The 15097-nt window shown below is 58.6% G+C and carries 10 protein-coding genes and 1 riboswitch; of the genes, 2 read left to right on the top strand and 8 right to left on the bottom strand.

The annotated features are described in order from the left end of the window. The 5 genes from V8J88_RS12060 to V8J88_RS12040 all read right to left on the bottom strand — a co-directional run bounded on the left by V8J88_RS12060 (position 1) and on the right by V8J88_RS12040 (position 6207). Positions 1 to 1140: an enoyl-CoA hydratase/isomerase family protein gene (locus V8J88_RS12060; RefSeq protein ID WP_338849785.1), complete on the bottom strand. Its 1140-nt coding sequence runs from the start codon at positions 1138 to 1140 to the stop codon at positions 1 to 3. Continuing rightward, complete coding sequence (locus V8J88_RS12055) at positions 1137 to 1964, bottom strand: enoyl-CoA hydratase (protein ID WP_338849784.1); 828 nt, start codon at positions 1962 to 1964, stop codon at positions 1137 to 1139. The genes V8J88_RS12060 and V8J88_RS12055 overlap by 4 nt, the downstream gene beginning before the upstream one ends. Beyond that, positions 1964 to 3124, bottom strand: coding sequence for an acyl-CoA dehydrogenase family protein (locus tag V8J88_RS12050; RefSeq protein ID WP_338849783.1), 1161 nt, complete (start codon positions 3122 to 3124; stop codon positions 1964 to 1966). Before V8J88_RS12050 ends, V8J88_RS12055 begins: the two co-directional genes overlap by 1 nt. 3 nt (positions 3125 to 3127) lie before the next feature. Further along, a complete protein-coding gene (locus V8J88_RS12045) occupies positions 3128 to 4690 on the bottom strand; it encodes a CoA-acylating methylmalonate-semialdehyde dehydrogenase (protein WP_338849782.1) in 1563 nt (520 codons plus the stop codon). Between the two features lie 283 nt (positions 4691 to 4973). Then, positions 4974 to 5174: riboswitch (cobalamin riboswitch) on the bottom strand. A 259-nt stretch (positions 5175 to 5433) separates the two neighbouring features. After that, positions 5434 to 6207: a PEP-CTERM sorting domain-containing protein gene (locus tag V8J88_RS12040; protein WP_338849781.1), complete on the bottom strand. Its 774-nt coding sequence runs from the start codon at positions 6205 to 6207 to the stop codon at positions 5434 to 5436. Positions 6208 to 6684: 477 nt separating this feature from the next. Between V8J88_RS12040 and V8J88_RS12035 the strand changes: the two genes are divergently transcribed. Next, positions 6685 to 7848 (top strand): peroxidase, FMP-type, encoded by a 1164-nt coding sequence (locus V8J88_RS12035; RefSeq protein ID WP_338849780.1) that lies wholly within the window; start codon positions 6685 to 6687, stop codon positions 7846 to 7848. Positions 7849 to 8375: 527 nt separating this feature from the next. Further along, entirely contained in the window at positions 8376 to 9026 is a 651-nt protein-coding gene (locus V8J88_RS12030) for a hypothetical protein (protein ID WP_338849779.1), read from the top strand. Between the two features lie 172 nt (positions 9027 to 9198). Here V8J88_RS12030 and parC read toward each other — a convergent pair whose 3' ends face one another. Genes parC through V8J88_RS12015 form a run of 3 tightly spaced genes read right to left on the bottom strand, consistent with a single transcriptional unit; the run spans position 9199 to position 15046 of the window. Beyond that, positions 9199 to 11520, bottom strand: a complete 2322-nt coding sequence (parC, locus tag V8J88_RS12025) for a DNA topoisomerase IV subunit A (RefSeq protein WP_338849778.1) — start codon at positions 11518 to 11520, stop codon at positions 9199 to 9201. A gap of 5 nt (positions 11521 to 11525) precedes the next feature. Continuing rightward, positions 11526 to 13337, bottom strand: a complete 1812-nt coding sequence (locus tag V8J88_RS12020) for a J domain-containing protein (RefSeq protein WP_338849777.1) — start codon at positions 13335 to 13337, stop codon at positions 11526 to 11528. Next, positions 13337 to 15046, bottom strand: coding sequence for a molecular chaperone HscC (locus tag V8J88_RS12015; protein ID WP_338849776.1), 1710 nt, complete (start codon positions 15044 to 15046; stop codon positions 13337 to 13339). The genes V8J88_RS12020 and V8J88_RS12015 overlap by 1 nt, the downstream gene beginning before the upstream one ends. Between the last annotated feature and the right edge of the window lie 51 nt (positions 15047 to 15097).

The following is a 15097-nucleotide window of genomic DNA, read 5'->3' as shown; positions in this document are numbered from 1 at the left end:
TCATACGGTGCATTCATCTATCTGCTCCAAATCATGTAAGGGATGTTGTGCTGCCGGCCATAGTGGCTGGAGCCAGTCGGCCATGGCCGCGCTTGGCAAACGCCATTGCGGCTGGCGATCTTTATCAATCAACAAGGCGCGTATGCCTTCCACAAAATCCGGCCCTTGCGCGCAGCGCAGCGCGACGCCCAATTCCAAGCGCAGCGCCGCCGCCAGGGACAGGTGACGGGCCGCGTCCTGGATGCGCCAGGCCAGCTCCAGCATGGCCGGGCAGGCGCTGCGTACATAGTCTTGCGCGCAGCGCAGCCAGGCGTCGGCCTCATCCCATTCCAGCAAGGCTTGCGCCGCCTCCTGCGCATTGCCCAGCTGGCACAGCAGCTGTAAGCGGGACGCATGAATTTGCAAGGGGCCGGGCTGGGCCGGCAAGCCATCTTGCATGCTGACAGTGTGCAAGAGGCGCGCCAGCACGCCATGGTTGTGCGCGGCATCCGCAGTCCAGGTTTGCATGATCATGCTTTCCAGCACCCGGCTGCGCAGCTGATGCGGCAGACGGTAATCGGCCAGGCCGGCGGCGCAGATGTCATCGGCCTGCAATTGTGCGCCGCTGATGGCCAGAAAACGCCCCAGGCGGCGCGGGATGCGCGCCAAAAACCAGCTGGCTCCGACATCCGGGAACAAACCAATCGCCGCCTCCGGCATCGCCAGCTTACTGTGCTCTGTCACCACACGAAACGCCGCTCCGGCCAATAAACCCAGGCCGCCGCCCAACACCAGGCCATTGCCCCAGCACAGCAAGGGTTTGCGATAGCGGTGGAGCAGATAATCAAGCCGGTATTCATGGCTGAAAAAGTTGAGCGCAGCCTGGTTGGCGCAGGCGTCGGCGGCCTGTGCGCTGGCGTGATGTGCGCGCATGGCGTCATACAAGCCATGCAAATCGCCACCCGCGCAAAATGCTTTGTCCCCTTGCGCTTGCAAAAACACGGCGGCAATCCGCGCATCGGTCTGCCAGTCTTGCAGTTGCGCAAACAGCGCATCCACCAGCGCCACATCCAGCGCATGCAAGCTGTGCGGGCGTTGCAGGGTCAGCACGCCGATGGCGCCATGCGCGCCTGCCATCACTTCTGCGTGCAGGCCGTTCATGCCGCCTCCTGTCGCGTTTGCTGCGCCGTGTATTCCCATTGCGGACTGCGTTTTTGTAAAAACGCCTGCACCCCTTCGGCCTGATTCACGCCGTCAAACAGGGCCAGAAATGCGGCTTGTTCCTGCGCCAATTGGCCCGCCAGCCAGCCCTTGCGCGCGCCATGGATCAAACGCTTGCAGGCCGCGCGCGCATCCGGGCTTTGGCGCCGCGCTTGCGCCGCCAACTCGCGTGCCGTCTGCAGCGCGGCGCCGCGCGCGCAGCGTTGCGCTAAGCCGATTTGCTCCGCGCACCCGGCGTCAATCCGCTCGCCCAGCAAAATCATGCGCTTGGCCCAGGCTTCTCCCACCAGCCAGGGCAGCAGCTGGGTGCCGCCGGCGCAAGGCAGCAGACCGACTGCCGCCTCCGGCAGCGCGAGTTGGGCATGTTCTTCGACGATGCGTACATCGCATGCCAGCGCGCATTCCAGTCCGCCGCCCATGGCGTAGCCATTGATGGCGGCAATGCTTAAGCCGCGATACCCGGCCAGCGCGCTGAAGGCGGCGTTAAACGCTTGCGCCATCGCCGCCCCGGCGGCGCGCGCCTGCGCGGCATCTTCATGCGCAAAGCTGCGCAATTCGGCGCCGGCGCTGAAAAATTTCCCGCCGGCGCCATGAATAATCAAGACATCCACCGCACTTTGCGCAGACAGCCATTGCAATAAAGCGGGCAGGGCGCGCAAGGCATCCAGGGTGAAGGTATTGGCTGGCGGGTTGGCCAGTTGCAGCAGCGCGCACTCAGCTTCAATCTGCAGTTGCAGCGCGGGATGAAATACAGGGCAATGCATCAATCCATCTCCAATGTGGTTTCTTGCAAAATATGGCGGGCGATGATGACGCGCATGATTTCATTCGCGCCTTCAACGATTTGATGGGTGCGCAAATCGCGCAGCAGACGTTCCAGGGGATATTCGGCAGTCAAGCCATTGCCGCCATGGATTTGCAGCGCTTCATTGCAAATCGCATAGCCGGCGTCTGTCGCCAGGCGCTTGGCCATGGCGCAATACACGCTGGCGTCGGCGCGCCCGGCGTCCAGACGCACGGCGGCCAGGCGCACCATTTGGCGCGCCGCCACCAACTGGGTTTGCATATCGGCCAGCTTGAATTGCAAGGCCTGGAACTCAGACAGGGGACGGGAGAATTGCCGCCTTTGCAGCACATATTGCTGCGCCAGTTGCAAGGCGGCTTGCGCGCCGCCCAGCGAGCAGGCGGCGATATTCAGGCGGCCGCCGTCCAGACTGCGCATGGCCAGGCCAAAACCTTCACCCGCCGCACCCAGCAGTTGCCCGGCATGCAAGCGCACGCCGTCAAAATGAATGCTGCGCGTGGGTTGCGCGCGCCAGCCCAGCTTATCTTCCGCCCGGCCATAGCTGACGCCGGGCGCATGCGCATCCAGCGCGAAGGCGGAAATTCCGCGCCGCCCGCTGGCTTGCATATCGCTGCGCGCAAACACCACCAGCACATCGCTGATTCCGGCGCCGGAAATAAACACTTTGCCGCCATCCAAGCGCCAGCCGGCCCCATCCGGGCGCGCGCGCGTGGCCAGCGCCGCCGCGTCTGAGCCGGCCCCGGCTTCGGTCAGACAAAACGACGCCAGCTTGGCGCCGCTGGCCAGGGCCGGGGCCAGATCGCGTGCAAAGGGGCCGGGCGCATGCGCGGTCAGCGCCGCCGCCATATTGTGAATCGCCAGCCAGGCCGCAGTGGCGGGACAGGCTTTCGCCAGCTCTTCAAAAATCAGGCAGCCATCCAGGCGGCTGGCTTGCATGCCGCCCAGTTGTTCGGGTAAATACAAGCCGCAAAAGCCAAGTTCGCCGGCCTGTTGCAAGACCTGGCGCGGCACATGTCCCTGCTGATCCCATTGCGCCGCATACGGGGCCAGCGCCTGTTGCGCAAAAGCGCGCGCACTCTGGCAAAAAGCGCGCTGTTCTTCGGTCAAATCAAAATCCATCGCTCACCCCAGACCGATAGTGGTGTTGGCGGGGGCCGTTTGGGTGGCATGCAGCCAGCGTGTGGTGATGGTTTTGGTTTGCGTGTAAAACGCAATCGCCTGCGGGCCATAGGGGCCCAGGTCGCCCAGCTTGGAGGCGCGTGAACCGGTGAAAGAAAACAGGGGACTTGGCACCGGAATCGGCACATTCACGCCGATCTGTCCCACCTCCACCTCATGCTGGAATTGGCGCGCCGCCGCGCCGGATTGGGTAAACAGCGCCACCCCGTTGCCATGCGGGTTGGCGTTGATGATAGCGATGGCCTGCTCCAGGGTATCGAGCTGCATCACGCACAAAACCGGGCCGAAAATCTCTTCCTGGTACACCGCCATCTCGCAGCTGACATCCGCCAGAATGGTCGGCCCGACAAAATTGCCTTGCGCGTAGCCGGGCGCGCTCGCGCTGCGGCCATCCAGCAAGAGCCGCGCGCCTTGCGCCTGGCCGCGCGCAATCAGCTGACAGACGCGGTCGCGCGCCTGCGGCGTGATCAACGGCCCCAGATCGGCTCCCGCTTCATGCCCGGCGTTGAGACGCAATTGGCGCGCTTTCTCGACCAACAGCGGCAACCAGTCGCGCGCCGCGCCGACAGTCAGTAAGACCGACAAGGCCATGCAACGCTGGCCGGCGGCGCCGAAAGCGGCCCCGACGATTTGATTCAAGCTGGCCTCGCACACCGCATCCGGCAGCAAGACCGCATGGTTTTTCGCGCCCATCATGCACTGCACCCGTTTTCCGGCCAGGCTCGCTTCGCGGTGCACAATCTGTCCCACCCGACTGGAGCCGACAAAAGACACCGCCGCCACCAGCGCATGATTGCAGAGCTGTCGCACCACCTCGGCCCCGCCATGCACCACATTCAAGACCCCCGGCGGCAGCCCGGCTTGCATGGCCAGTTCACACAAGCGCATCGTCACCAGCGGATCTTGTTCAGAAGGCTTGAGCACAAAGGTATTGCCGCAGGCAATCGCCAGTGGAAACATCCACAGCGGAATCATGGCCGGGAAGTTAAACGGCGTGATGCCGACGCACACCCCGATCGGCGACAGATGGGTATGGGTATCGACGCCGCCGGCGATATTTTGCGCTATCGCCCCCATCTGCCAGTGCCCGATATTTGCCGCTTGCTCAACCACTTCCAGACCGCGCTGGATATCGCCGTGCGCATCGGCCAGGGTTTTGCCTTGTTCGCGGCAGAGCAGGGCGGCGAGCTGTTCCATGTTGTCGCGGATTAATTGCTGATAGCGCCAGAAGATGCCGCTGCGCACTTGCAAAGAAGTATGGCGCCAGGTTTGGTAAGCCTTGCTGGCCGTTTGCAGCGCGCGCTCGACTTCCTCTGCCGTGGCGAACGGCGTATAGGCCAGGATTTCCTGCGTCGCCGGGTTGCGCACGGCGTGCAGTTCCTGTCCCTGCGAGGCGATAAAGGCGCCGCCGATCAAGAGCGGCACGCGTGGCGCGCCCTGGTCTGTTTTGTTAAAAATGCAAGTGTCCGCCGGCAATGCGGCGTTCGTGTGCTGTGAGGTGCTCATCAAAAATTCCCGGATGAAAGCCGCGTTTTATGGCGGCGTTGTCTGTATGTCCCGGACAATCAAACGCATGCGGCAATCCGCCAGCCGGCCCCATGCAGGACGCCAGGCGTGACAGATACGGCGCGCAGGGCAAAACCGCCGCTGCACAGCTGCATGAAAGTGATGTCCGACCGCTTGGATGTGTATGCATCCGTCAGGCGCCTTCCGCACCTGACCAGACCAGAACCAGACAGACCGCACGCCGGCAATGCCGGCAGCCAGCCAATCTCCCGCACGGCAAGCCGCGCAGGCTGGTAAAACAGGCCGGTATCCGGGCTTGCAAGTTTTGTGACATCGCCTTCCCGGCTTAGCGCCAGTGGCGTGGATGATGTCACCGCACTCACTTACCGTTGCGGAGGCAGCAGAGGCTTAGGCGAAGCGCACCTCTTTCCCGTTTAACACCGGACAAGAACTTGTCCGGCGCACCTGTTCTTTTTCAGAATAACACAGGATTTGACGTTTACGTAAACGTCACATGTCACGCGTTTCAGCGCATATTTGCCGTTTTTTATGGCACAGGAAGTCAGCTGTATTGCCTGATGGCGAGGCTTTCAGATGGCGGGCATTCCCCCCCGCCTGGCATGCTTGTGTGGATTATTGGTGTAAAGTAAATCGCCGGGAACGACTGATGCGCGCCCGTTTTTTGGCAAGGTTTTGCAGGCGATAAAAACGCGCCAATGCAAGCTGGCGCGTGGCGGGTGACTTTATGCAATCAGTGCTTGGCGGCGACGCGCCAGCAAACCCAGTCCGCCCAGACCAGCCAACAGCATGGCCCAGGTTTCGGCTTCGGGAATTTGCGGCACTTCGCCGGAATTATCCGAGGCGGCGATTACAAAGTTATCCATGGCCGCATAGCCGCCACGGATCAAATCAATTTGCAGCGTCACATTGCCATTGCTGGCGCGGCTGGCGTCCAGCGCGGCTACCAGATTTGTCCAATTGAATACGCCATTGTGCGCCGAATTCGCGCCTTCCATGGTCAGGCTGGACAGCAGGACGCCATTGCCATTGATGGTGGCCTGTCCCAGAGGATTGTCAAACAGGCTGAAGCGGAATTTCGGCGCATCATTCGCAAACGGGCCATTGCCGCCGGACAGGCCGATACGTGACACATCCAGACGGAAATTCAAAAACTTGTGGCCGGCCACATTGAAATTCAAGCCGAGCCGGTCATCCTGCACGCTCTCCAGCATACCCAGGGCATAGTTGCCGCCCTTGTGCTGCGGGTCTTGATAGCCATTGCCAAACGCACGGCCGCCGCTGATGTGCAGGGTTTCCACTGTATAAGTGTGATTGAACGTAAAGCCTGCCGGCTGGTTGCCATACAGGCTGTTGACCGGAGCGGAAGACAGATCATGGTAATAAGTGGAGGGGATATAGCCGGTTGGCGCTTCAAAATTCTGGGAATACAAAACTGTGGCGGCTTGTGCTTGCGTGACGCAGGCGAGTAAAGCGAAGCAAAGAAAACGCATTTTCATATTGAACCTTTGTGTGTGACGCGGTGCACTGCGCCTGTTTGGCTGTTTGATGTGTTGGGATGTCATTCATTTTATCTGACATATGCATTATGCATGATTTCTATAATTTTGTTGTCATTGTATCTATGGTTGAGTTTTTCAAGAATGGCCATTTCAGCGTCTTGGTCAAGGCTATTTTCCTGGCTGCAAGATTGCGTCTGGAAAAAACAAATTTGCGGCATGGCGTGACGCAAGCCGGGACAAACAGCGCATACTGGTGGCCTTCTGACGCCAGGCAGCCAGGTGGACTCAGCGGATCGGAGCGGAAAATCTGCAGACGCGTATCGCTATGCTGATTTTGCAGTCGCAATCACTGATCTCTCTGGCTGCATTATCACGTCCGTCCCGTTTTGTGAAACAAGCCGGCGCAGCTTGTGGTCAGGCCAAAACGGATATTGCACGCCATTCATGATGTTCTTTTGCAAAAAGAGGTCAAGCATGTCAATTCCGACTTTCCCCACACCACCTTATCCTGCCTATACCGATGCGGTTCTGTCTGAACCGGCCAATTACGGCATTTTGCAGCAGCTCATTGGCACTTGGGTCAATGTCAATCCTGAGAAAAAGAATACTGGCTGGGGTATGCACACCACCTGCATGCCATCGCCCGGTACGAATTCCGAAACCATTTTTGGCATCTTTCATTTTTTGTGCGATGACTACACCGAAGAGCTGACCTTTACGCCGGTAGCGGGCGGGGTGCGCAATCGCGGTGGTACGAATGAGCAATTCATCGGCGCGCTGGAATACCGCCAAAGCATTCAGCGCGTCAGCGATGGCGTCGGAATTCATGAAGAAGCCGGCATGTATTTGTGGCTCAATCAAATGTACAACCATCCGGCGGATGAGGAGTCGGTGCTGGAGGACAATGGCTATCCCGGTATCGCCATCGGCGCGGGTGCAAATGGGCCGAATTTTGTCCCGCCATATGCCATCGCGCGCAGCGGTACGATTCCGCATGGCACATCCATCATGCTGACCGGCAGCTTTGCCGAAGATGTGCCGGGCAAACCGCCGTATCCCACCGGGACAGATTGCTGGACATTGCCGTTTGTCGCTTCCTGGCCCCAATTGCAGATTGCCAACGGGCCGAATCTGGCCGCTTCGCCGCTGGCGATTTCACCCAGTATGGGGGCCGAGTCCTTCCTGCCTAAACCGCAGGATGGCCCGCTGAATCTGGATCAGCCAGCCCCGGCCTGGGCTTTTGATAAATCGCTGCCGGTGACAGACCCGGATGGCAATCTGACATATTTCCAGCGCATTGTGGCCGATCCGCACTACCCGTACTCTGTGCGTCCCGACTTGCGCCTGCGCGATGCGATCAAAGATCAGAACATCAGCAAATACACCCTGATTCAATTGAGCAGCCGCCACGACGGCGGGCCGCAGGGCGGGGTGATGAATACCCCGTTCGTGCAGAAATTCGCGAATGTGACTGAGATGACGCTGAATATGTGGCTGGAAACCGTGGTCGAAGACGGCCAGGAAATTTTACAGCTGCAATATGAGCAGATCATTTTCTTTGAATTCATGTTCGGCTCAAACGGCCAGACCACGCGCTGGCCGCATATTCAGGTCAATACTTTGCGCAAGAAGGCATGAGTTTTTGACGCGCCGTTCGGCTGGGCTGGGGGACGATCAAGCCGTGCTTCGACAAGCTCAGCACGAACGGCAAAAAAGCGGTGCTTCGGCAAGCTTCAGCGTTGTTTGGCCTGAATTAGGCTGAAAAGTCAGCAAAACAGACTTTTTGAAGAGTCGCCAGTATGAAAATAGAAATTGCTCCCATTTTGTTGGCAGGCATGTGTTTTTCTGTGGTTTGTCACGCCAAAGATGTGCATCCAGGTTTGGCATCACTGTATTCACATGATCAAGCTGAACGCAGTGCGCAGCAGATCGATTGGCCTGCCTTGCATAAGCGTGACCGCGCCCGCTTAATTCAAGTGGAAAAGTGGCGCCAATCCGGGGTCTTGCAAACTGCGCGCGACTACTTTCATGCTGCAACCATATTTCAGCATGGTGGCGGGGCCGGAAATTTTCGGACAGCCTTGGCGCTTTGCAAACAAGGATTGACACTCAAGCCCGATGATCCAGATTTACTTGCGTTGTACGCCGCTACTTGGGACAGACTTATGCTGGTGCAAGGCCGCCCGCAGTGGTATGCCACCAATTATGTTCAAAAAGGTGAACAAGCTAAGTGGGAATTGGCGCCAGTCGATGAAAGCATTAGCGATGAGCAAAGGCGGGCATTCAAGGTGGCAAGCCTGGCGGAAATGCGTGAAAAAGTCGCCAAACTGAATGCGGCTTTGCCGGCTCCCAAGCCTGCAGAAAATACCGGGCGGGCTCCTGTGCGCATGCTGCATACCAAAGCCGATGCCGCAACATTGCAAAAACTGTTTGCAGTTGATCCTTTGCTGGTTCTGTTCTGGTTGCATTTTGAAAAATACGGCATGCCACTGGAAACCGGCCCGCATGGCCAGAGTCAAGCCATGTTTGTGTATCTGCAAAGAGATGTGCGGGAAATTCAAGCAATGATGCGCAATAAAAATTTGCCGGAACTTGAGGGCAGCTCTGAAGACGCTTGCATGAGCCGGATTCAGGCCGAAGAAGCTAAAGATGGCGCATGGCTGTTGCAGATTGCGAATGCTTGTGGCATCCAACCAGCGCCCGGCGCCCTGCAATTCAAAGCTGATAAATTCTGGCGTATGACGATAAAACCGATTGAACCGGCGCAAGCCCTTTTTCAACTCGATTCCCTGGCGCATGGCCGTAAGCCGAATTGATCAAGCCATGCTCAACACGCACAAAGCCAGATAAATTAAACGCCTGTTCCGGCAAGCGCAGGCGTTGCGCTTGCCGGGCCGTGATTTTGCGGCGCATTCCGGGCAACAAACAATGCCGCAACCCGCGCGGTGACGCAGCCATGCCGCCATGCCGCGCGTTCTGCCGCCGGCTTCAATACTCTGCAATCAAGCGATCCGGCTTGAGCGTGGTGCCTTCCAATGCCCGTCCCTTGCCGCCGCGTTTGCCCTGGTGCGGGGTTAAGGCGGAATTGGCCAGCAGGGCTTCTTGCGGTTTGCCGCCGCGCGCTGTGCCGGCGGCTTTGACGCCGCGTGTGCCTGTCGGCAGGGCGGCCAGCAGGCTTTCTTTTTCCTGCAGACTCTGCAACATCGTGCCGCGTCCGCCGCCGGAGAGCGTTTTCACATCCGCCAGCGGGAACAGCAAAATCCGTCCCTGTTCCGAGAGACAGGCCAGCTGGCTGTCTTGTTCCTGCACCACCTGCGGCGGCAACATGGCGTCGCCTTCATCGAGCGTGATGAAGGATTTGCCGGCTTTTTGCCGGCTTTGCATGTCTTGCGCGCGGCAGATGAAGCCATAGCCATTGCTGGCGGCCAGCAGCAAACGGGTCTCGCCCTGGCCGGCGAAATAATGCAGGATGCGGCTGCCGGGGGCCAATTCAATCAAGCTGGTGACAGGCACGCCATCGCCGCGCGCGCCCGGCAAAAGCGAAACCGGCACGCTGTACACCTTGCCATTGCTGCCAAACGCCAGCAGCGTGTCCACGGTGCGGCAGGCGAATGCGCCGTACAGGCCGTCGCCGGCTTTGAATGTGAATTGGGACGGGTCGTGGCCAACGCCATTGCGCGCGCGCACCCAGCCTTTTTGTGAAATCACCACCGTCACCGGTTCATCGACAACCTTGGTTTCCGCCACCGCGCGTTGCGCTTCTTCGATCAGGCTGCGGCGCGCATCGCCAAACTGTTTTTTGTCTTGCTCGATTTCTTTGATCAGGAGCTTTTTCAAGCTGGCCGGATTGTCCAAAATCTCTTGCAAATCCTGCTGTTGGCCGCGCAATTCGGCCAATTCCTGTTCGATTTTGATCGCTTCCAGCTTGGCCAACTGGCGCAGGCGGATTTCCAGAATATCTTCGGCCTGCACTGCGCTGAGCGAGAAGGCGCGCATCAAATCGGCCTTCGGATCATCGGCGTTGCGGATGATGCGGATGACTTCATCAATATTCAGCAAAACCTGTTGCCGACCTTCCAGAATATGAATCCGGTCGCTGACTTTTTTCAAGCGGTACTGGCTGCGCCGCGTCACGGTCTGGAAGCGGAAGGCGATCCATTCGCGCAAAATCGCCAGCAAGCCTTTTTGCTGCGGGCGCTCATCATTGCCTATCATCACCAGATTGATCGAGGCGCTGGTTTCCAGCGAGGTGTGAGCCAGCATGGTTTGCATGAATTCCTGCTGATCGACATTTTTCGATTTCGGCTCTAACACCAGGCGCACCGGCGCATTGCGCCCGGATTCATCGCGGATGCCATCCAACAGCGCCAGCATGCTTTGCTTGAGATTGATTTGCTCCGGCGTGAGCGCTTTTTTGCCCAGCTTGATCTTGGGGTTGGTGATTTCCTCGATTTCTTCCGCCACCCTGGCCGCTGAGACGCCCGGCGGCAATTCATACACCACCGCCTGCCACTGGCCGCGCGCCATTTCTTCAATTTTCCAGCGCGCGCGCACTTTTAAACTGCCGCGCCCGGCTTCATAAATATCGCTGATCTGGCTGGCCGGCGTGATGATCTGACCGCCGCCCGGGAAATCCGGCCCCGGTATGATTTGCATCAGCTCGGCATGGCTCATCGCTTCATTGCGGATCAAGGCCACTGCCGCCTGCGCCACTTCGCTCAGATTATGCGAAGGGATTTCTGTGGCCATGCCGACTGCAATGCCCGAGGCGCCATTCAAGAGCAGCATAGGCAGGCGCGCCGGCAGATATTCCGGCTCTTTTGATGAGCCATCGTAATTCGGGATGAAATTGACTGTGTCTTCGTCAATCTCATCTAACAGCAGACTGGAAATTTTGGTCAGGCGTGCTTCGGTGTAGCGCATCGCCGCCGCGCCGTCGCCATCGCGCGAACCGAAATTGCCCTGGCCGTCGATCAGGGGATAGCGCAAGCTGAAATCCTGCGCCATGCGCACTAAGGCGTCATATACCGACTGGTCGCCATGCGGATGCAGCTTGCCCAGCACATCGCCAACCACCGCAGCCGATTTGCGCGGTTTGGCGCTGGCTTGCAAACCGAGTTCGTGCATGGCGTACAAAATGCGCCGCTGCACCGGTTTTTGCCCGTCGCACACAGCGGGCAGGGCGCGTCCTTTGACCACCGAAATCGCGTAATCGAGATAGGCGCGTTCGGCAAAGCTGGCCAGGGTTAAGGTTTCATCCGGCGCAGCCGGTTCTTCCAGTACATCGAACAAATTGGCTTGTTGGGACATGTGTTTTACTGATTATCGTTGGAATCGGGGGCGGTGAAGAGATTCACCAGCAATTGGCAGGCGAACAAAAAACAAGCAGTCATGATGGCCCTGCCATCCTTGCTCATGAAGGGCTGAAAATCCTTCAGCAAATCGGCGTACAGACGGGCGCACACCAGCATCAGCACCAGCGCAAAGCCGGCGGCTTTGTTCGTCATTTGCAAGCGGCATAACATCAGACCGCAGGCCGCCAGCGGCCATAATAAAACGCCGTGGGCCTCAAAAACATCGCTGAGCAAGCCCAGGCTTGCGCAGGCAAACAGGGTAAGCCAGATAATCCGGCAGCGTAAAATGGTTTGTTGCGGCCATTCCAGCATTTGCAAAAAGCTGACCCCGCCGCGCAGCATCAGCGCGCTGTAGCTGATGCTGAGCATAAAAATCCCCCAGGACGATATGCCAGCGCGGTTCATGGCGTGAAACAGGCCGATAAAAGGAATCGTCAAGGCTAAGCACAGCAACCAGGCTTGCCAGGAGAAAAATGCGCTGTTGAAAAAAATCGTGGCCAGCAGCCATATCCCGGCCAGCAGCAGATAGGTTTCCTGGCTGGCCACGGTATTGAATGGCAGCAGGTGCAGCAGCGGGGTGAACAGCAGCAGGGGCAGCCAGGCGGTTTGCCAGCGCGCATCAAAGCGCCAGACTTTGCGCGGCACTTCAGTCAAATTGGCGATGCGCTCGCTTTGGCGTTGCAGCCAGGCCGGCGGGCGTATCGTCAGCCAGGCTGCGCCGCCTATGCACAGCGCCTGTGACAGCAGCAAATGCAGAAAAACGGCCACACCTTGGTGCGCCTGCCAGCCCAGCCAATCGACCAGTTGCAACAGCGGGTCGAGCATGAAGAAAAACAGCAAAAAGCCGGCCAGGCAAGACCAGCCCAGGGTGTTGGAGAAATAACGCTTGGCGAAAGCATGTTCGCGCCAGGTTTGCAGCACCGGCTCATGCAAATGCAGGCGCTGGGTTTCGGCGAAGCGCCAATCCAGGGTTTGAATCGCCTCGCGCATGGCCTCGGTGAATTTGCGTGAAAACAGGCGTTTCAAGTCTTTTTTATCGACTTTATCGGCCATCAGTAAATTGAGTTGCGCATGTCCGCTGCGTGCGGCCTGCAATTCGGCCATGCCACGGTCGGCGTAATACCATTCCAGCGCAAGATGGGCGATTTCCGGGTTCATGCGGCGCAAATGCAGATTATCGTGCGGCCAGTCAAAATATTCGACAATGGTTTTGCGCATCGCGGCGTCAGCTTCGCGCGCTGAGCAATATTGGGCGCAGATGAATTCAAATGCGTCGCGCACTTCCAGATTGAGCAATTCCTCATGCTGCATCATGCGCGCCAAGGCTTGCGGCTGCAAAATATCATGCTGCACGACGAATTCCTGCCACAGCTTTTGCGCCATTTCAATCGGACTGAGCTGCAAGCGCGCGGCCTGCAATACGTCTTCATCCAATTCCAGGGTGGGCGGCGGCGCGCTTTGCGCTGCCGAGGGGAGCAGAATTTCCTGATTTGGCGCGGCGGTTTCAGGTGCGCTGGCGGCGGCTTCCGGCTGCTGCGTCAGCAGCGGCTCGCGATTGTCTGCCTGCGCCGGGCTTTCGTCCTCCAGACTGCGCGCCCAGGCGGCAATCCGCAATGCGCGTTCATAGGCGTCGCGCAAGTTTTGAAAGCCCTGCGCATCGTCTTCCGGGCGGGTTTGTTTCAAGCGTTTGGCATACGCCCGCTTGATGGCTTTTTCGTCTGACGTGGCGGCAATCCCGAGTTCAGGCCAAACCGCATCCTCATGCCATTCCATCACAAAAAGCTTTCGTTCTCGATTTGTTCCAGCAGCTCGCGCAAGCGGCTGCGCGCATGGCGGATCTGGTTCTCATCCTGGCTCTCCAGCACGCTTTGAAATTGGGCGATGGCTTGCGCTAAAAAATTGCGCACATCACCCAGGGACTGTTCATAGAGACGGTCGGCATGCGCGATCAGGGTGCGGTTTTCCATCTGGTCGCGCGGGTGGATTTTCAGATGCGCCAATTCCTGCATGCGCTTTTCCATTTCCTCTTGCGACATCACGCCGGCGTTTTCAGTGATCAGGACCTTGTACTTTTCATTGGTCTCTTTGACCGTGGCTTCGACTTCGAGCACGCCGGAAATATCGTAGGTGAAACGGATATCAATGGAGATTTCACCGGCTTTTTTCTGCGGCACCGGGAAATCAATTTTGCCCAGATAGACATTGTCTTTCACCAGGCGCGATTCGCCCTGGTAAATCGCGACATTCAATTCCCGCTGAAAATCGCGGATAGTGGTGATATTTTCAATGCGCGACACCGGCACCGTGGAATTGCGCTCGATAATCGGCAGATAATGGCCGCCGTCATATTGATTAGGCCCTACCTGGCGTGCAATCGCAATTCCCAGCGAGTAGGGCGCAACATCGGTCATCACCACTTCTTCCAGGGCCGCATCGCGCATTTTCAAGCCGCCCTGAATCGCCGCGCCCAGCGCAATCGCCTCATCCGGGTTCAAGCCGGTGGCCGGGAAGCGGCCAAACATGCGCGAGACCAGCTTGCGCACAATCGGCATGCGCGTGGCGCCGCCGGCCAACACCACCGAATCAAGTTCTGAGGCGCGGATGGTGGCGTCGCGCAAGGCGCGCTCAACCGGGCTGCGCAAGCGCTGCAACAGCGGTTCGGCCAATTGCGTGAGCGCGTCTTCCGTCACTTCCCAGCGGTATTCCGTTTCTTCATGCTGGATCTGCATCACAGCCTGGGTTTGCTGCGAGAGCAGGCGCTTGACGCGCTCGGCCTCATCGCGCAGGCGCTGCACCTGGCGCGGGGCCAGTGTTTTACCGCCCAGGGCCGCTTGCAAACCGCTTTGCTGCAAAAATTGATCGTACATCAGGCTGACAAAATCTTCGCCGCCTAAAAAATTGTCGCCGGCTGAGGCGCGCACTTCCATCACGCCGTCAAATAATTCCAAAATGGAGACGTCAAAAGTGCCGCCGCCAAAGTCAAACACTAAAAACTTGGCTTCATTGCCGGCTTCGTGAATGCCATAGGCCAGGGCGGCTGCGGTCGGTTCATTTAACAGGCGTTCGACCTTCAAACCGGCCAATTGCCCGGCGATTTTGGTGGCTTTGCGTTGCGCGTCGGAAAAATAGGCCGGCACAGTGATGATGGCTTCAGTGACGGTTTCCCCCAGGGCGTGTTCCGCGTCTTCTTTCAAGGCGCGCAAGACCATGGATGACAGTTCTTCCGGGCGGAATTCTTTGTCGCCCAGCATGACTTTGCGCTCGCTGCCCATATAGCGCTTAAACAGCGCGGTGGTGCGTTCGGGGTGGGTTTGCAAGCGCTCGCGCGCGGCGCGCCCGACCAGAATCGAGCCATCATCATCCAGCCCGACCACTGATGGTGTGAGTGATTCGCCCAGCGCATTCGGGATGATGTGGGCTTTGCCGTCGCGCCAATACGCGCACAGGCTGTTGGTGGTTCCCAGGTCGATTCCAATAATCATTGCTCAATCCTCAAGCGGTGATGCAGGCATTGTATGCCATGGCCGCGCCGC

The organism is Massilia sp. W12 (genome assembly GCF_037300705.1).
Classification (GTDB): Bacteria; Pseudomonadota; Gammaproteobacteria; order Burkholderiales; family Burkholderiaceae_D; genus JACPVY01.
This window is presented reverse-complemented; position numbering and strand designations above follow the sequence as displayed.